Below are 18,126 nucleotides of genomic sequence, written 5' to 3' on the forward strand. Positions count from 1 at the left end.
GCCGCCCTTTTCGGGCGGCAAAACTTGCATCGAGGTGCCAGACTGGTTATAAGGTGCGCTTTATTTTGACGTGTGGACATCCTTATGAGCGAAATCCCTTTCTGGCAAAGCAAAACTCTCGACAACATGACCGACGCCGAGTGGGAATCGCTGTGCGATGGCTGCGGGCAGTGCTGCCTGCATAAGCTGATGGATGAAGACTCGGACGAAATCTATTTCACCAATGTCGCCTGTAATCAGCTGAATATCAAAACCTGCCAGTGCCGTAACTACGAGCGGCGTTTCGAGCTGGAGCCGGACTGCATCAAGCTGACCCGTGAGAACCTGCCGACCTTCGAATGGCTGCCGCCGACCTGCGCCTATCGCCTGCTGGCGGAAGGCAAGGATCTGCCGAAGTGGCACCCGCTGCTGACCGGCTCAAAAGCGGCAATGCATGGCGAGCGGATCTCCGTGCGTCATATCGCGGTGAAAGAGTCCGAGGTGCGCGACTGGGAAGACCATATTCTGAATCATCCCAACCGCTGATAATAAAAAACCCGCCGAGGCGGGTTTTTTAATGTGCGGCTTTTTTGCCGGGTGGCGCTGCGCTTACCCGTAGGCCCGTGCAAGCGAAGCGCCGCCGGGCATTAACGGCCAAACAGATCGCGTTTTTTCGCTTTAAACGGCTGGGCAATCAGCACCAGCAGCGCCACGATCAGGTAAGCGGCAAAAATGCCCACCAGCCACTGCGGCATCTCCAGGGTCAGGAATTCCCACTGACGCACGGCGCAGTCACCGGTAGCCACAAAGACCTGCGGCATCCACTTGTCCAGCGGCAACCAGCTCGGGAAGCTGGCGGCAAAGTCACAGGTCTGGAACGGCGACGGGTGCAGCTGGATCATGGTGTGCTCCCAGGCCAGTTGCAGGCCTTTACCGGCGCTGTAAAGCCAGATGGCAATGGCACCATAGCGCAGCGGGCTTTTTGGGGCGATGGCGCCCACCAGACCCGCGCCCATTACGCCAAAGAGCGCGCAACGTTCATAGATACAGAGTACGCACGGTTTCAGCATCATCACGTGCTGGAACCACAATGCCACCATTTCTAACACGAAGGCGGTCAGGGCCAACAACAACCACGCCCCGCGACCGCGCGAGCACTGGTTCAAAAATTTCAACATAATCATTTCCCTGGAGCAGGTATAGAAAGCGCAGTGTAAACGAAATCACTTTGCGCACCAGCCTCAGCGCGCAAATATAACGTAATCGGACATTTATCATCCATAAGTGCAGCCGGGCGTTTTACCGCCCGGCCGACTCATTTAATGCGTCGCCAGTATACCTGCCTGCAGCATCCATTGGGTAAAAGGAATGAGGGTAATTTTGACGCACAGCAAACCCACTGCGGTTAACACAACGGTATAGGGCAGCGCCATCCATACCATCCGGCCATAAGAGAGGCGGATAAGTGGGGCGAGGGCGGAGGTCAGTAAGAACAGGAAGGCCGCCTGACCGTTTGGCGTGGCCACGGAAGGGAGGTTGGTGCCGGTGTTGATCGCCACCGCCAGCAGTTCAAACTGCTCCCGGTCGATGATACCACTCTCCATCGCCGCTTTCGCTTCGTTGATATAGACCGAGCCGACAAACACGTTATCGGAGATGGCTGACAGCAGGCCGTTAAACAGATAAAACAGCGTCAGTTGGGCATCCGGCGCGGCCTGCAGCACGAAGTTAATGATCGGCCCAAACAGGTGCTGATCGACGATCACCGCCACTACCGCGAAAAAGACCGCCAGCAGTGCGGTAAACGGCAGCGCTTCGGTAAAGGCTTTGCCGATGGCATGTTCATCCGTCACGCCGGAGAAGGTGGTCGCCAGGATAATGACCGACAGACCAATCAGCCCCACTTCCGCCAGATGAAACGCTAGGGCGATAATCAGCCAGACGCCAATGATGCCCTGGGAAATTAGCGCCAGCCGCTGCTGACGGGTACGCTGGCTGCGGCTCTCTTCGTCGAAGCGTTGCAGCACATCACGCACCTGCTTCGGCAGCAGGGTGCCGTAACCAAACCACCTGAACTTCTCCACCAGCCAGCAGGTAAGCAGGCCGCACACCAGCACCGGCACGCTGACCGGGGCAACGCGCAGGAAAAATTCGACGAAGTTCCAGTCCGCGGCTTTGGCGATAATCAGGTTTTGCGGCTCGCCGACCATGGTCATGACGCCGCCCAGCGCAGTACCCACGCCCGCGTGCATCATCAGGCTGCGCAGAAACGCGCGGAACTGCTCCAGCACGTCGCGCTGTTGGGCATCCACCTGGCTGTCATCCTGCATGCCCGCTTCTGGCTGGGAAGAGGCCACCCGGTGATAAATCCCGTAAAAGCCGACGGCGACGCTGATCACCACCGCCACCACGGTCAGGGCATCGAGGAAGGCGGATAAAAAAGCGGCTGCCAGACAGAAGGCCAGCGACAGCAGCGTTTTTGAGGGGATGCTCAACAGCAGGCGGGTAAAAATGAACAGCAGCAGCTGCTTCATAAAGTAGATCCCGGCCACCATAAACATCAGCAGCAGGAGTACCTCCAGGTTGGACGCCAGCTCTTCTCTCACGTGCTCCGCACTGGTCATCCCTATTGCAACAGCCTCGAAAGCCAGCAGGCCGCCCGGCAGCAGGGGGTAACACTTCAGCGCCATGGCCAGGGTAAAGATGAACTCTGCCACCAGCAACCAGCCTGCGGCAAAAGGACTCACCATAAAGATAAGCGGGTTGATTACCAGGAAGATAACCAGAGCCAGTTTGTACCAGTCGGGGGACTGACCTAAAAAATTGCGCCACAGGGCGCGACGATACGACATTTCCACAACAGATTCCCTTGCCCGTCACATAATTACGCACTAAGTATACGCAAATGGCGCCGGGGAAGGAGTGCAGGCCGCGTTTTTTTAAATGATAAAAATAAAACGGCGATCCCTTTTTTCTCGCCTCGCTGCGCTATCTGCCTCTGTCTGCCTCTGGTATGATGAGTGAATTTTGTAAAAAGCAGTTAATGGAAAATTCACTATGGTCATAAAGGCGCAAAGCCCGGCGGGTTTCGCGGAAGAGTACATTATCGAAAGCATCTGGAACAATCGTTTCCCCCCAGGCTCGATTCTTCCCGCAGAACGCGAACTCTCTGAACTGATTGGCGTCACACGTACCACCTTACGTGAAGTGTTGCAGCGACTGGCACGCGACGGCTGGCTGACGATCCAACACGGCAAACCGACCAAAGTGAATAACTTCTGGGAAACGTCGGGTTTGAATATCCTTGAAACGCTCGCACGCCTCGATCACGAGAGCGTGCCGCAGCTGATCGACAATTTGCTCTCCGTGCGCACCAACATCGCCACCATCTTTATCCGTACGGCGTTTCGCCAGCACCCGGATAAGGCGCAGGAGGTGCTCGCCCGCGCCACGGCGGTTGAAGATCATGCCGACGCCTTTGCGCTGCTGGATTACAACGTCTTCCGCGGGCTGGCGTTTGCCTCCGGCAACCCAATCTACGGCCTGATCCTCAACGGCATGAAAGGGCTCTATACCCGCATAGGTCGTCACTACTTCGCCAATCCGGAAGCCCGCAGCCTCGCGCTTGGCTTCTATCACAAGCTGAGTGAACTCTGCGCCGAAGGTCAGCACGATCAGGTGTATGACACCGTGCGTCGCTACGGTCGCGACAGCGGCGAGATCTGGCACCGGATGCAGAAGACCCTGCCGGGCGATCTCTCCATCCACGGTCGATAAAATAAAAAACCTCTCGCTTGAGAGATTTTTTTATATGTAGGCCGGGTAAGCGAAGTACCACCCGGCAAACAGGCTATACCGACCTAAAGGATATTGCCTTTAGGTGGGCAGCGCTCCAGCAACTCCACGCTGCCATCTTCGTTTTGCTGTTCAAGCAGAATGTCAAAGCCCCACAGACGGTGTACGTGCTTCAGCACCTCTTTGCGCCCTTTATCCAGCGGCGCGCGGTTATGCGGGATATAGCGCAGCGTCAGCGAGCGATCCCCGCGCAGATCCACATTCCAGACCTGAATATTCGGCTCCAGGTTGCTTAAGTTGTACTGGGCCGAGAGGCGGGAGCGGATCTCACGGTATCCCTCTTCGTTGTGGATAGCCGAAATTTCCAGATAGTTGTTGTGATCGTCATCCAGCACTGTGAACAGGCGGAAATCACGCATCACCTTCGGCGACAGGAACTGGCTGATAAAACTCTCATCCTTGAAGTCGCGCATCGCGAAATGTAGCGTCTCCAGCCAGTCGGAACCGGCGATATCCGGGAACCAGTATTTATCCTCATCCGTCGGGTTCTGGCAGATACGCTTGATGTCCTGGAACATGGCAAAGCCCAGCGCATAGGGGTTAATGCCGCTGTACCACGGGCTGTTATAGGGCGGCTGGAATACCACGTTGGTGTGGCTGTGCAGGAACTCCAGCATAAAGCGTTCGGTCACTTTGCCTTCGTCATAGAGGTGATTGAGGATGGTGTAGTGCCAGAAGGTCGCCCAGCCCTCGTTCATCACCTGAGTCTGTTTTTGCGGGTAGAAGTACTGGCTCACCTTGCGCACGATGCGCAGGATCTCACGCTGCCACGGCTCCAGCAGCGGGGCGTTCTTCTCCATAAAGTAGAGCAGGTTCTCCTGCGGCTCAGAAGGGTAACGGCGCGCTTCAGGTACCGCTTTCTCTTCTTCGCGCTTCGGCAGGGTGCGCCACAGGGTATTCACCTGGCTCTGCAGATACTCTTCGCGGCTTTTCTGCCGGGCTTTCTCCTCCTGCAAGGAGATCTTCTGCGGACGTTTGTAGCGATCCACGCCGTAGTTCATCAGCGCATGGCAGGAGTCCAGCAGCTTCTCGACCTCTTCCACCCCGTAGCGCTCTTCGCATTCGGTGATGTAGTTTCGGGCGAAGATCAGATAATCGACAATCGAGCTGGCATCGGTCCAGCTGCGGAACAGGTAGTTATTTTTGAAAAACGAGTTGTGCCCGTAGCAGGCGTGCGCCATCACCAGCGCCTGCATGGTGATGGTGTTCTCTTCCATCAGGTAGGCGATACAGGGGTTAGAGTTAATGACGATCTCATAGGCCAGCCCCTGCTGACCGTGCTTGTAGAGCCGTTCGGTCTCAATGAATTTTTTACCAAACGACCAGTGGGTATAGTTAATGGGCATCCCGACGCTGGAGTAGGCGTCCATCATCTGCTCGGAGGTAATCACTTCGATTTGATGGGGATAGGCGTCCAGACGGTAGAGTTTTGCCACCCGGTCAATTTCCGCCAGATAGGTGTCCAGCAGCTCGAATGTCCAGTCGGGTCCATCGCTCAGACGAGTGGTGTCCTTATTCATGGAATCAATAGTAGCCATTAGCGCGCCCTCGTTGTTGGTAGCTCTCTCTGTCTGGAGAACCTCTTTTCAAGCATAGAACACGCCATTCAAAAGCGTGCTGGCACGCTATTTTTTTTCTTTGCGATTTACCGTTTTCCCCGTGACGAAAAAGGGGTGCCTTGCAGAATAATATGCTGGTTAAAAATGCCGCGCAGCAGGAGATGCCAAAACCGCGCTACCCGCGTCAGCAGGGGAAGGTGTGAGATGTGTCACCATAAAAAAGGCCTATGTTGAATAATATTTTCGGCTGGGTTATCAATATGTAATCAGAAGATTGTTCTTTTGCTTATAAAGGGAGTGGCTATGCGTGTTGTCATACTGGGAAGTGGCGTCGTTGGCGTGACCAGCGCCTGGTATTTAAGTCAGGCCGGGCACGATGTGACCGTCATCGATCGGGAGCCGGGCCCGGCGCTGGAGACCAGCGCGGCGAACGCCGGACAAATCTCTCCCGGCTACGCGGCGCCCTGGGCGGCACCGGGCGTACCGCTGAAGGCGATTAAGTGGATGTTCCAGCGCCATGCGCCGCTGGCGATCAGTCTCGACGGCACCCCGTTCCAGCTGAAGTGGATGTGGCAGATGCTGCGCAACTGCGACACTTCGCACTACATGGAAAACAAAGGACGGATGGTGCGTCTGGCAGAGTACAGCCGCGACTGCCTGAAAGCGCTGCGTGCCGCCACCGGTATCCAGTATGAAGGCCGTCAGGGAGGAACCCTGCAGCTGTTCCGTACCGCTCAGCAGTACGAAAACGCCACCCGTGATATCGCTGTACTCGAGGACGCGGGCGTCCCGTATCAACTGCTGGAAGCGAGCCAGCTGGCGCAGGTGGAACCGGCCCTCGCTGAGGTCGCGCATAAGCTGACCGGCGGTCTGCGTCTGCCTAATGACGAGACCGGCGACTGCCAGCTCTTCACGCAGAATCTGGCGCAGATGGCGGAACAGGCAGGGGTGAAATTCCGCTACAACACTTCAGTGGATAAGCTTCTGTACGAAGGGGAGAATATCTACGGCGTACTCTGCGGCGATGAGGTGGTGAAAGCCGACGCCTACGTGATGGCCTTTGGCTCTTACTCCACTGCCATGCTGAAAGGGATTGTGGACATTCCGGTCTACCCGCTGAAAGGTTATTCGCTCACCATCCCGGTAAAAGAGGAGAGTGGTGCCCCGGTTTCAACTATCCTTGATGAAACCTACAAAATCGCGATCACCCGTTTTGACAACCGGATCCGCGTGGGAGGAATGGCGGAAATCGTCGGCTTTAACACTGAGCTGCTGAAACCGCGTCGGGAAACGCTGGAGATGGTCGTTGGCGATCTCTTCCCGCGCGGCGGCTTTATCGAACAGGCGACCTTCTGGACCGGGCTGCGTCCAATGACGCCGGACGGCACCCCAGTGGTCGGGCGGACACCGTTTAAAAACCTGTGGCTAAACACCGGACACGGTACGCTGGGCTGGACAATGGCCTGCGGTTCAGGGCAGCTACTCAGTGATTTGATCTCCGGGCGCACACCCGCTATTCCGTTTGATGATTTAAGCGTCGCGCGCTACCGTCCGGGTTTCACGCCGTCACGTCCACAACATTTACACGGCGCGCATAACTAACAAGGAGTCGTCATGTCCCGTCCTGTTCTGGCTCAGATGGATCTGCAGGCCCTGAAGGATAATCTGCAAATTGTCCGTCGCGCTGCGCCCGCTTCACGCGTCTGGACCGTGGTCAAAGCCAATGCTTACGGCCACGGTCTGGACCGCATCTGGAGCGCGTTAAGCGCAACGGATGGTTTTGCGCTGCTCAACCTTGAAGAGGCGATCCTGCTGCGCGAGCGCGGCTGGAAAGGGCCGATTCTGATGCTTGAAGGCTTCTTCCACAGCGATGAACTGCCGCTGTTTGATAAGTACCGCCTGACCACCAGCGTGCACAGCAACTGGCAGGTCAAGGCGCTACAGAATGCGAAGCTGCATGCTCCGCTCGATATCTACCTGAAAATGAACAGCGGGATGAACCGGCTCGGTTTCCAGCCGGAGCGCGTGCACAGCGTCTGGCAACAGCTGCGGGCGCTGAAGAACGTCGGCGAAATGACCCTGATGGCCCATTTTGCCGATGCGGAAAAGACGGAGGGCATTGTCGAACCGATGAAGCGCATCGAGCAGGCAGCGGAAGGTCTGGCCTGTCCGCGTTCGCTTTCCAACTCGGCGGCGACGCTCTGGCATCCGGAGGCGCATTTTGACTGGGTGCGTCCGGGGATCATCCTCTACGGCGCCTCGCCGTCGGGTCAGTGGCAGGATATCGCCAACAGCGGCCTGAAGCCGGTGATGACCCTGCGCAGTGAGATCATTGGTGTCCAGACGCTGAAAGCGGGGGATACCGTGGGTTACGGCAGCCGCTATCGTGCGTCGGGCGAACAGCGGATCGGCATCGTCGCCGGCGGATATGCCGACGGCTATCCGCGCGTTGCCCCTTCCGGTACCCCGGTATGGGTGGACGGCGTGCGCACCGGCACGGTCGGCACGGTGTCAATGGATATGCTGGCGATTGACCTGACCCCGTGCCCGCATGCGGGGATCGGTACGCCGGTTGAGCTGTGGGGCAACGAGGTGAAAGTGGACGATGTTGCCGCCGCCGCGGGCACCGTCGGATATGAGTTGTTAACGGCGTTAGCGCCACGAGTACCGATCGTCGTTGTGTAACATCGCCCGGCGGCGCTACGCTTGCCGGGCCTACAAAACCCGTAGGCCGGGTAAGGCGTAGCCGCCCCCCGGCAAACCGGCCTACTCTTCGGCATCCTCCGCCACGCGCACGCCCACCCTCAGCACCGCGTTATCCTCTTTCTCTGCCACCGTCCAGATCATTCCGGCAAACTCTACCTGGTCACCCACGACCGGCGCGGCGCCGAGCTGCTTCTGCACGATCTCACCCAGGGTCTGCTGGTTATCGCGATACTCCAGCCCGACGTCCAGGCCGTAGATCAACGCCACGTCGGCAAATTTGGCGCCAGCTTCCAGGATAAAGTCGCCGAAGAAGCGCTGGTCCAGCGCCACCGGCGGCGACTGGCTGAACAGCTTGCCAAGGGCGGGGAGGTCGCGCTCGCGGCCAATGACGCAGAGGATATCCCCCTCGCGCAGCCGGGTGCTGCCGGTGGGGTGCAGGAGGGCGTTATCGCGAAACAGGGCGGCAATACGCGTTTCGGCAGGCATGTGCAGATCCCGCAGCGAGGCCCCCACGCACCACTTGTCGGCGCTGAGCTGATAGACAAACTGCTCCCAGGGATTTTCAGGGTGAAGATCCAGCCCCACGCGGGAGACCGGCCAGCCCACCGGTGGGATCACCACTTTCGCCTTTTTCGCCGCCCACGACAGCGACGTACCCTGGAACAGCAGCGACACCAACACCACGAAGAACGCCACGTTGAAGAACAGACGGGAATTATCCAGCCCGGCCATCATCGGGAACACCGCGAGGATGATCGGCACCGCACCGCGCAGCCCAACCCAGCTGATAAACACCCGCTCGCGCAGGTTAAAACCTTTGAAAGGCAGCAGCCCGGCGAAGACCGACAGCGGACGGGCAAAGAAGATCATCCACAGTGACAGCATCAGCGCCGGAACGGCAATCGGCAGCAGATCCGACGGCGTCACCAGCAGCCCCAGCACCAGGAACATGCCAATCTGTGCCAGCCAGGCCAGGCCATCGAAGTTTTGCAGAATGCCAAAGCGGTTGCGGATTGGACGGTTGCCGAGCAGGAAACCGCAGAGATAGACCGCCAGAATGCCGCTGCCGTCCAGCGCCGTGGTGAGGGCGAAAATCAAAATCCCGCCGCTCAGCGCCAGCAGCGGATAGAGCCCGCCAGGGAGCGAGATGCGGTTGATCATCTGTTGCAGCAGATAGCCGCCGCCAAGGCCAAAGAGGATACCCAGACCAAACTGTTGAATGATGTGCCAGGCGAACACCCAGCTCAGGCCGGTTTCATGCTGCTGGATCATCTCAATCAGGGTGATGGTGAGAAACACCGCCATCGGATCGTTACTGCCGGATTCAATCTCCAGCGTCGAGCCGACACGTTCGTTCAGCCCTTTGCCGCCCAGCAGGGAGAAGACCGCCGCGGCATCGGTAGACCCGACAATCGCGCCAATCAGTAACCCTTCCATCAGGTCAAGGTGGAACAGCCACGCCGCCATCATCCCGGTGAGTCCGGAGGTGATCAGCACCCCGACCGTCGCCAGCGACAGGGCCGGGCCCAGCGCCACGCGAAACGAACTGGCCTGGGTGCGCATGCCGCCATCCAGCAGGATCACCGCCAGGGCGAGGTTACTGATCATGTACGCAAACGGGTAGTTGTCGAAGGGAATACCCCCGACGCCATCAACCCCCGCCAGCATGCCGATGGCGAGGAAAATAACCAGAATGGGGATGCCGAGACGTGACGAAAACGAACTCAATAAAATACTACAGGTTACAAGAACTGAACCCAGGATAAAAAGACTGATTATTGCTGCGGCATCCAATGTGTGCGTACTCCCTGCCTGACGCGATGACTGTTAGTAAAACCCTACCATATTAACACCCCTTGCAGGGCGGAAATCCGGTACTACCGGGGCTTTTTTTACGCCCGAAGCACCGGATGCCCGCTCAGGGTTAAACGACTGCTGCCCGGCGCATGAACCAGCGTCGCCTGCGCACCGAGCGGCAGGGTAACGGTTCGTTGCTCATGGCCGAAGTCGAGCCCGCTGATAACCGGCACCGATACCCGGGAACGCAGGTAATTGACCATGGTCGCCAGATCGTATCCGGCATCGTAATCGTTAGGGGTCGCGCCGCTGAAGCTGCCAAGCACAATCGCCTGCTGACGGTCGAGAATGCCCGCGTGATGCAGCTGGAGGAGCATGCGTTCGACGCGGAACGGATGCTCATTGATATCCTCCAACACCAGGATGCCGTTCTCAATGGCGGGCAGCCAGCGGGTGCCGATGAGTGACACGACCATCGCCAGATTGCCACCCCACAGCTGGCCTTCGCACGCGCACGACGGGCCATCGCCCTGCCACTCAACGGAGTAGGTACTGTTGCCGAGCGCCCGCCAGAAATGGTCTACCGTAAAGGCGTTCAGCTCCGGGGCGCCAAAATTGCCCGCCAGCATCGGGCCGCTAAAGGTGATGACGTTGTGCAGCGCCAGCAGGCCGAGCTGGATCACGGTGAAATCACTGTGGCCGCAAATCAGCAACGGATCCTGCTGCTGGCGTTTCGCCAGTCCCTGCCAGTCAATCTGTTCCAGCAGGCGGCTGGCGCCGTATCCGCCGCGCACCGGCAGCACTATCTGGTCGGCGCCCGGCAGGTGGGCAAGAGCGTTGATATCATTCAGGCGCTCTGCCTCGGTGCCGGCAAATCGCTGCTGGCGGCGGGGTATAATCGTCTGATTTTTTACCTGATGGCCGTCGTCCAGTAACCGCGCCACGCCCCGCTGCGCCGCTTCCTGATTAATGCAGTACCCTGATGGTGCAATGAGATGAAACTGAGACATGGCATTTCCTTGCTGACTTATAAAGCTGAATGTATATATCATGCCGCCTGAGCGCGTCCTTCATCAAGCGGAGGATAGAGTAACAGCGATGAATGACCATAAGGACAGATGACGTGAAATTGAGATGGTTTGCTTTTTTGATTGTGTTACTTGCAGGCTGTAGTTCAAAGCAGGATTACCAGAAACCGGAATGGAACCCGGAAGTCCCGGTCAAACGGGCGATGCAGTGGATGCCGATCAGTGAAAAAGCCGGTGAGGCCTGGGGAGTCAGCCCGCGGCTCATCACCGCCATCATTGCGGTGGAGTCGGGCGGGAACCCGAACTTGGTGAGTAAGTCGAACGCGGTGGGTCTGATGCAGTTGAAAGCCTCCACCGCCGGGCGTGAGGTCTACCGGCACATGGGCTGGAGCGGGCAACCCTCCACCAGCGAACTGAAGAATCCGGAACGCAACATCTCGATGGGTACCGCCTACCTGAGCATTCTGGAGCACGGGATCCTGAACGGTATTGAGGATCCGGAGGTGATGCAGTATGCGCTGGTGGTTTCATACGTGAACGGCGCGGGCGCGCTGTTGCGCACCTTCTCGTCGGATCGCAAAAAAGCGATTGCCGAAATCAATGACATGGATAAAGACGAGTTCTTTGATCATGTCGTCAATAACCATCCCGCCCCGCAGGCTCCGCGCTATATCTGGAAAGTACAGAAAGCGATGGACGCCATGTAATCTGTTGCCGGGCAGCCACGTGCTGCCCGGTGGCGATTAACGCACTTTGTTGGCACGTTCCCGCGCTTCACGCTCCAGCGAGTAGATAATTTTCTGCAGTTCACGCTCAGGACCCGGCCCGACGTTGAGAAAACGGAAGCTCAGACGCGGCGTGGTGATGGTTTCGTTTTTGCTGTCCACCACTTTACGTTCGCTCACGGTTATCAGCTGCGCATCGAAAAAGAAGCGACCCCAGCCGCCCATATCCAGCTCGATCTGCGAAAAACGCATCCCCTCCACCAGGCCTTCGGGTTTGGCGGTATCCATCAGCGCGCCCATGCCGCCCAGCGACAGATCGTGCAGACGGAAACGAATAACGCTCTTATCAGGCATTCTGGCTTTGCAGAAGTAGGCCGGATGCAGCGGGGCATTGATGCGGAAATATTCCCGGCGCTGAATGCACCATACGGAGGCCGGCAGCGGCGAGATAAAAGCAGGCAGCGTCTGGTAGTCACCCTGTTCCACCTTCGGCAGGTCGAACTCGACTTTGGCCCCCTGGGTATCGGCGGCCACGGTGATATTCTCAGCGCGTAACACCGAGCGGTTTTCAAACTCCTGACTGCCCAAATCCATGATCAGCCGTTCCGGGGTAGCATCCAGGATTTTGCTGATGAACTGGTTGTTCCCCCAGCTGATACGGACGGGAACGTCATTTTTTTGCAGATCGCGTAAAACACCCAATACAGCCAGCGGATTAGTTTTCAGGAACTGCTCACTGTAATTACTCACGCCCCAGGGCTCCTCGATAGATGACAGTCTGTGGATGCGTTATCGGCAGCGGGCCGCGGAACTTAATACAAACCGGCAATTTTTTTTCGCCTGAATCGCAATTAAGTCGGTGTAGTAAAACTGATTTCCGGCGATTGCCTATACTTACTATTACCTGCGCGGGCGGGTGTCCTGCGCAAGCTTAACTCTGCAAGAGGGCAACACTATGGGTATCATCGCCTGGATTGTATTTGGTCTGATTGCTGGCGTTATCGCAAAGTTCATCATGCCGGGACGTGATGGCGGCGGCTTTATTGTGACTTGTATCCTTGGGATCATCGGTGCGGTTGTCGGCGGCTGGCTGGCAACCATGTTTGGCATCGGCGGCAGTGTATCCGGATTTAACCTGCAAAGTTTTCTGGTGGCTGTGGTGGGTGCCATTCTGGTACTACTTATCTACAGGATGGTACGACGCGCCTGAAACCGATAAAACGGCTCTTTTACAAGAGCCGTTTTTTTATGGGCAGAACCTGGACAGTATGCCGGGTGGCGGATTCGCCTAACCCGGCCTGGAGGTTACTGCTGGCCGACACTTTTCTGCGTTTCTGTCGGATCATCGTTAGCCGCTGGCTGGTCGGTGGTTGCCGGTGGCGTGGTGGTGGTCGACGAGTTATTTGAGGCCGGTGGCGTGGTGGTGGTCGACGAGTTATTTGAGGCCGGTGGCGTCGTGGTTGTCGACGTGCCATTGGAGGCCGGTGGCGTCGTGGTTGTCGACGTGTCATTGGAGGCCGGAGGCGTCGTGGTTGTCGACGTGTCATTAGAAGCCGGTGGCGTTGTGGTCGTTGACGGGTTAGTTGTCGACGGGGTGCTTGTCGCCGCTGGCTGGTCGCTGGTGGTGGATGTGCCATTCGCCGCAGGTTGTGCGCCGGTAGTCGATGGGGTGGTGGTTACCGAACCCTCATTAGCCGCGGGTCGCGTGGCGGGCACTTTGTCGCATGGGTTCGCCTGCGGACAGACCAGATCCAACATTTTCAGCGTCACGCCGTTGGTCCAGCCGAAGCCGTCCTGCAACGGATATTCACCGCCGCCGCCGCCAGTGCCGGTGGTGGAGACATCATATTTCTCCACCAGCTTCTGCTCGCGATCGTAGGTGTGCTGTACGTTGGTGAGGAAGCGCCACGTCACGTCCATCGCCACTTTATCCTGCCCGTAGTTCTGCAATCCTTCAGTGGCGACCCACTGCAACGGCGCCCAGCCGTTAGGGGCATCCCACTGTTGGCCGCTGTTAACGGTGGTGGTCGAAATGCCCCCTGCTTTCAGCAACTGGGCTTCAGCAGCAGAGGCGGTTTTGTCCGCGCGTTCCTGCGAGGCGGCCTTGACGTAGAGAGGGAACAGCGCCGCGGCGGTCAGCTGATTACGTACCTGTTTGGTTTTCAGATCGTAATCGGCGTACCAGCCCTCTTTGTCGTTCCACAGATAGCGCTCCATCGCTTTCTGACGATCGGAGGCCAGGCCCTCGTAACGGCTGGCTGCGGCGCTGTCACCGCCGTCCTGGCTGGCCTTCGCCAGCAGTTTCTCCATCTTGAACATCAGGGCGTTCAGATCCACCGGCACGATACTGGTGGTGCGGATCGTTCCCAGCTGCTGCGGATCGTCCATCCAGCGTGAGCTGAAGTCCCAGCCGGAGGCGGCGGCGGAGCGCAGATCCCGGTAGATCTCGGTTGCCGGACGGCTGGGGTATTTTTTCGCAGTGTTGATGTCATCCAGCCATGATTCCGGGCGCGGCGTATCGCGATCGTCCCAGTAGCGGTTGAGCACGGCGCCATCGTCGAGCTTCACCACCCGCTGGCTGGCCTGGCCCGGCTGAAGGGCATCTACCCCTTCCATCCAGTAGGCGTACTCTTTTTCCATCTGCGGACGGTATTTTTTCAGCGCCTCTTTATCGTGCGTCGCCAGCAGTTCCACCATCAGGGCAAAGAACGGCGGCTGGGAGCGGCTCAGGTAGTAGCTGCGGTTACCGTTGGGGATATGACCCCAGCTGTCCAGTTCGTAGGCGAAGTTGTCCACCATACTGGAGACTTTGTCCCAGTGGCCGCTCTCGGCCAGCCCCAGCATGGTGAAGTAGCTGTCCCAGTAGTAGATCTCGCGAAAACGTCCGCCCGGCACAACGTAAGGCTTCGGCAGCGGCAGCAGGGAATCCCACTTTCCGGCGCTGGAGGTAGTGCGCGTCAGCACCGGCCACAGACCGTCAATGTGCGCCCGCAGGCTCTGCCCGGCAGGTGGCACATATTTTTCTTTCTCGGTCGGCAGGGTGAAGTTCACCTCTACAAAGTGGCGCAGATCAAAGCCGGACTGTTTGCGCTGCATATGGTAGTCGGCAAGGATCGTCTGGGGATCGTTTTTCGGTACCGCATCGGCGAAGGTCTTTTGATCCGGGAAGAGTTTGGCGGTTTGCACATCGTTAAACAGCGGGCCAAACAGAATGTCTGGTGGTTGTTTCCGGGCGCCGGACGGTTCTTCCGCATAGCTAAAGGCAGTTATCCCAAGCAGGATGCCGCCAATCGCCAGCCGCAATGCTGTTTGCTGCTGAGGTCTCATCATGGTTGTTCTCCTGGGTTCTTTGGGCAGCGCGACCGCTGCCATCAATCACCTGAAAACCTTAGACGAATATTTGTCACTTCGCGTGTCGGAGGTAACACTTTGCACAAAACCAGACTATTTACCGTTGCGTATTCAGGAGGCGGAATTCACGCGAAAAATATATAAGCGGTGCGATCTATTTATCGCGTAAATAACCATTAAACACGCGGATCACATAAAGCGAAAATCATAACTTCTTAGCGAGAAAACATAATAGATTGCTTTGGAAGGGATATGGAAATTATGTCGGCAGCAACATCAAACTGACTGAAAAATACAGGGAGAGACCTGAAATGTCGGCAACGGAAAAATTAACGGTAAAAGAGAAAATAGGCTACAGCCTCGGCGATGCGGCCAGCCATATCGTCTTTGACTCCTCAGTGGCGATCCTCGCCTATTTCTATACGGATATCTACGGGCTGCCGCCCGCAGTGATGGGGACAATGTTTTTACTGGTCAGGCTGCTGGATGCCATCACCGACCCGATAATGGGAGCGATTGCAGATGCTACCTCCTCACGCTGGGGACGCTTTCGTCCGTGGCTGCTGGCGATCTGCGGCCCGTTCGCGGTCAGCTGCGTACTGGTCTATACCATCCCGTCCTTTTCTGACAGCGGTAAAGTGGTCTATGCCGTGGCGGCCTATATCTTTATGACCCTGATGTATACCGCCATCAATATTCCTTACTGCTCGCTGGGCGCGGCACTTACTTCCGATCCGCGGGAAAACCTCTCTTTGCAATCCTGGCGTTTTGCCATCACCCCCTTGGGCGGCGCGCTGGGCACCGCCTGCATTCTGCCGCTGGCGGATTATCTCTATCCTCAGGATCGCGCGAGCGGCATTCAGATGGCGATGGCCATTTTCGGGGTGATTGGCTGCCTGATGTTTATCATCTGTTTCGCCACCACCAAAGAGCGCGTCCAGCCCATCAAAGAAGAAAATCTGAATGTCGTCCGTGACGTCAAAATTCTGTTTCGCAATGAGCAGTGGCGCATTCTGTCCATTTACAACTTCATGATGCTGGTGGCGGTGGTGATCCGCGGCGGCGCGGTGGTCTATTACGTCAATACCGTGCTGCGTCAGGGCTCCACTATTATCTCGCTGTTTATGCTGGGCGGGATGATCGCCTCAATGCTGGGCTCGGCGCTGGCGCAGCCGCTGGGTTCCCGGTTCTGCAAAATCAAACTCTCATTCTGGATAAACCTGCTCAACGCCGGGCTGGGCATCGTCTGCTTCTGGTTGCCGGTGCAATACTGGCTGATTCCGCTGGTGGCCCATTTTCTTACCCAGACGGTGCAGGGCGGAAACGGTGCGCTGCAGTGGTCCATGATCACCGACGCCAATAATTACGGCGAGTGGAAAACCCAGCGGCGAATTACCGGCATGAATGTCGCGGCCAATATTTTTGTCATTAAATTAGGCGTGGCTGTCGGCGGCGCTATTCTGGGCTGGGTTCTGGCCGGGTTTGAATATCAAGCCAGCGCAGCGGTGCAATCCCCTCAGGCGGTGCAGGGGGTTGTCTGGTTATTTACCCTTATCCCCTCGCTCTTTTATCTGTTGACCGCGCTGGCAATTAAATTCTACCGCCTCGATGAACAGGTAATGAATACCGTGGTGACTGATCTAAATAACGGAAAATTTGCAAGACCCTAATGTAACAGTGGAATCAACAATAAACTCACAGGATGGAATCTATGCGTATTCATTATATTGCGCTGCTGGTCGGCGCCTGTATTCCGGCGACCACGCTGGCGGCCACCCAAACGGACAGCATGGAAGAGAAAATCGCCCGGCTGGAAGCCAGTCTGGCAAAAGCCGAAGCCCAGATTGCGCGCTTAGAGCAGGCGCAACAGGCTCCGGCGGTAAATGTGGTCTCAGCTGAACCCCAGACGTCGCCAGCGCCGAAGTTAACCCTGTCAGGCTATGGCGATCTGCGCTTCTATGGCGATGTGGAGTTTAATATGGACGCCGCCAGCCGCAGCGGCAGCCTTACATCCATGCGCACCAGCGCCAATAAGGACTGGGCGCCGTCAAATAACGAGCGCTGGGATATCAATGGCCGTCTCCTGCTGGGGTTTGACGGCTATCGGCGAATGGGCAACGGCCAGTTTGCCGGTTTCTCGGTGCAGCCGCTGGCGGATCTTACCGGCAAGATGAATCTGGATGACGCGGTCTTCTTCTTCGGCCAGGAGAACGACTGGAAAATCAAAGTCGGGCGCTTCGAAGCCTACGACATGTTTCCTCTTAACCAGGACACCTTTATCGAGTACTCCGGCAACACGGCGAACGATCTCTACAGTGACGGTTATGGCTACATCTACATGATGAAAGAGGGGCGCGGGCGCAGCGACAGCGGCGGTAACTTCCTGCTGAGTAAAAACCTCGGTAATTGGTATTTTGAGGTCAACACCCTGCTGGAAAACGGCAGCTCGCTCTTTGTCGATAAGCAGTACCATGGCATGGATCTGGATAACGATAAAAACGTGGCCTATGTGCGCCCGGTTATCGCCTGGTCAGAGGGGCGCTTCACCACGGCGCTGGCCATGGAGAGCAACCTGGTGAACAACGCTTACGGTTATCGGGATGCAGAAGGCCACTGGATCGATCAGTCCGATCGCACCGGCTATGGCCTGACAATGAACTGGAACGGGCAAAAAACCGACCCGGATAACGGCGTTGTGGTCAACCTCAACACCGCCTACATGGACGCCAGCGACGAAACTGATTTCACCGCCGGGGTGAATGGTCTGTGGAAGAATATTGAGCTGGGCTATATCTACGCCCATAACGAGATCGACAGATTTAACGCTGCCGGGCTGAATGACGACTGCGACGGTGACTGCTGGATCACCCATCCGGGCGATTACGACATCCATACGCTTCACGCGTCGTATCTGTTCCCTAACGTAATGAAAATGAAAAACTTCAACGTTTATCTCGGGGCCTATGCGTCGTGGATAGATGCCCAGCCGAAAGAGGGTAACAGCGATACCGACGCCCGCTACGGTGGCCGCCTCCGCTTTAAATATTACTTCTGATCGCATGCCAGCCAGACCTCCGGCACGGTCTGGCTGGCTTGCCACATCTGCACTACCTTCATAACGGGTTA

At 57.2% G+C, this 18,126-nt stretch carries 13 protein-coding genes and 2 pseudogenes; 8 read left to right on the top strand and 7 right to left on the bottom strand.

Annotation, left to right across the window (positions count from 1 at the left end):
- Positions 1-84 precede the first annotated feature (84 nt).
- The gene (locus C3406_RS13845; RefSeq protein WP_103822339.1) at positions 85-525 is read left to right on the top strand and encodes a YcgN family cysteine cluster protein; all 441 of its coding nucleotides are present in this window, start codon (positions 85-87) and stop codon (positions 523-525) included.
- 101 nt (positions 526-626) lie between these two features.
- Here the strand turns inward: C3406_RS13845 and dsbB are convergent, their stop codons facing one another.
- Both dsbB and nhaB read right to left on the bottom strand, forming a co-directional pair.
- A complete protein-coding gene (dsbB, locus tag C3406_RS13850) occupies positions 627-1,157 on the bottom strand; it encodes a disulfide bond formation protein DsbB (protein WP_103822338.1) in 531 nt (176 codons plus the stop codon).
- 141 nt (positions 1,158-1,298) lie between these two features.
- On the bottom strand, positions 1,299-2,837 hold the full coding sequence (gene nhaB, locus C3406_RS13855; RefSeq protein ID WP_103822337.1) for a sodium/proton antiporter NhaB: 1,539 nt from the start codon (positions 2,835-2,837) through the stop codon (positions 1,299-1,301).
- Between the two features lie 199 nt (positions 2,838-3,036).
- Between nhaB and fadR the strand changes: the two genes are divergently transcribed.
- Positions 3,037-3,756, top strand: coding sequence for a fatty acid metabolism transcriptional regulator FadR (gene fadR, locus C3406_RS13860; protein WP_103822336.1), 720 nt, complete (start codon positions 3,037-3,039; stop codon positions 3,754-3,756).
- 83 nt (positions 3,757-3,839) lie between these two features.
- On the opposite strand, the gene C3406_RS13865 is transcribed toward fadR, so the two are convergent.
- A complete protein-coding gene (locus tag C3406_RS13865; RefSeq protein ID WP_103180003.1) occupies positions 3,840-5,372 on the bottom strand; it encodes a SpoVR family protein in 1,533 nt (510 codons plus the stop codon).
- A 324-nt stretch (positions 5,373-5,696) separates the two neighbouring features.
- Between C3406_RS13865 and C3406_RS13870 the strand changes: the two genes are divergently transcribed.
- Together C3406_RS13870 and dadX are read left to right on the top strand one after the other, a co-directional pair.
- Positions 5,697-6,995 carry a D-amino acid dehydrogenase gene (locus tag C3406_RS13870; RefSeq protein WP_103822335.1) on the top strand — a complete coding sequence of 433 codons (1,299 nt, stop codon included), beginning with the start codon at positions 5,697-5,699 and terminating at the stop codon, positions 6,993-6,995.
- Positions 6,996-7,007: 12 nt separating this feature from the next.
- Positions 7,008-8,078, top strand: a complete 1,071-nt coding sequence (gene dadX / locus C3406_RS13875) for a catabolic alanine racemase DadX (RefSeq protein ID WP_103180001.1) — start codon at positions 7,008-7,010, stop codon at positions 8,076-8,078.
- A 147-nt stretch (positions 8,079-8,225) separates the two neighbouring features.
- Here the strand turns inward: dadX and C3406_RS13880 are convergent.
- Both C3406_RS13880 and ldcA read right to left on the bottom strand, forming a co-directional pair.
- A pseudogene (locus tag C3406_RS13880) lies at positions 8,226-9,893 on the bottom strand (potassium/proton antiporter); the annotation flags it as partial.
- A 98-nt stretch (positions 9,894-9,991) separates the two neighbouring features.
- Positions 9,992-10,906 carry a muramoyltetrapeptide carboxypeptidase gene (ldcA, locus tag C3406_RS13885; protein WP_103822333.1) on the bottom strand — a complete coding sequence of 305 codons (915 nt, stop codon included), beginning with the start codon at positions 10,904-10,906 and terminating at the stop codon, positions 9,992-9,994.
- 113 nt (positions 10,907-11,019) lie between these two features.
- Between ldcA and emtA the strand changes: the two genes are divergently transcribed.
- Positions 11,020-11,631, top strand: a complete 612-nt coding sequence (gene emtA / locus C3406_RS13890) for a membrane-bound lytic murein transglycosylase EmtA (RefSeq protein WP_103179998.1) — start codon at positions 11,020-11,022, stop codon at positions 11,629-11,631.
- 36 nt (positions 11,632-11,667) lie between these two features.
- On the opposite strand, the gene ycgR is transcribed toward emtA, so the two are convergent.
- Positions 11,668-12,399 carry a flagellar brake protein YcgR gene (ycgR, locus tag C3406_RS13895; protein ID WP_103822332.1) on the bottom strand — a complete coding sequence of 244 codons (732 nt, stop codon included), beginning with the start codon at positions 12,397-12,399 and terminating at the stop codon, positions 11,668-11,670.
- Positions 12,400-12,604: 205 nt separating this feature from the next.
- On the opposite strand from ycgR, the gene C3406_RS13900 reads away from it, so the two are divergent.
- Complete coding sequence (locus tag C3406_RS13900; RefSeq protein WP_103179996.1) at positions 12,605-12,859, top strand: GlsB/YeaQ/YmgE family stress response membrane protein; 255 nt, start codon at positions 12,605-12,607, stop codon at positions 12,857-12,859.
- 455 nt (positions 12,860-13,314) lie between these two features.
- On the opposite strand, the pseudogene C3406_RS13905 reads toward C3406_RS13900, so the two are convergent.
- Positions 13,315-14,979 (bottom strand): annotated as a pseudogene (locus tag C3406_RS13905) (alpha,alpha-trehalase); the annotation flags it as partial.
- A 332-nt stretch (positions 14,980-15,311) separates the two neighbouring features.
- On the opposite strand from C3406_RS13905, the gene C3406_RS13915 reads away from it, so the two are divergent.
- Positions 15,312-16,670, top strand: a complete 1,359-nt coding sequence (locus C3406_RS13915) for a glycoside-pentoside-hexuronide (GPH):cation symporter (RefSeq protein WP_103822330.1) — start codon at positions 15,312-15,314, stop codon at positions 16,668-16,670.
- Between the two features lie 41 nt (positions 16,671-16,711).
- Positions 16,712-18,055, top strand: a complete 1,344-nt coding sequence (locus C3406_RS13920; protein WP_103822329.1) for a carbohydrate porin — start codon at positions 16,712-16,714, stop codon at positions 18,053-18,055.
- Positions 18,056-18,126: the final 71 nt, after the last annotated feature.

The organism is Leclercia sp. LSNIH8 (assembly GCF_002920195.1).
GTDB lineage: Bacteria > Pseudomonadota > Gammaproteobacteria > Enterobacterales > Enterobacteriaceae > Enterobacter.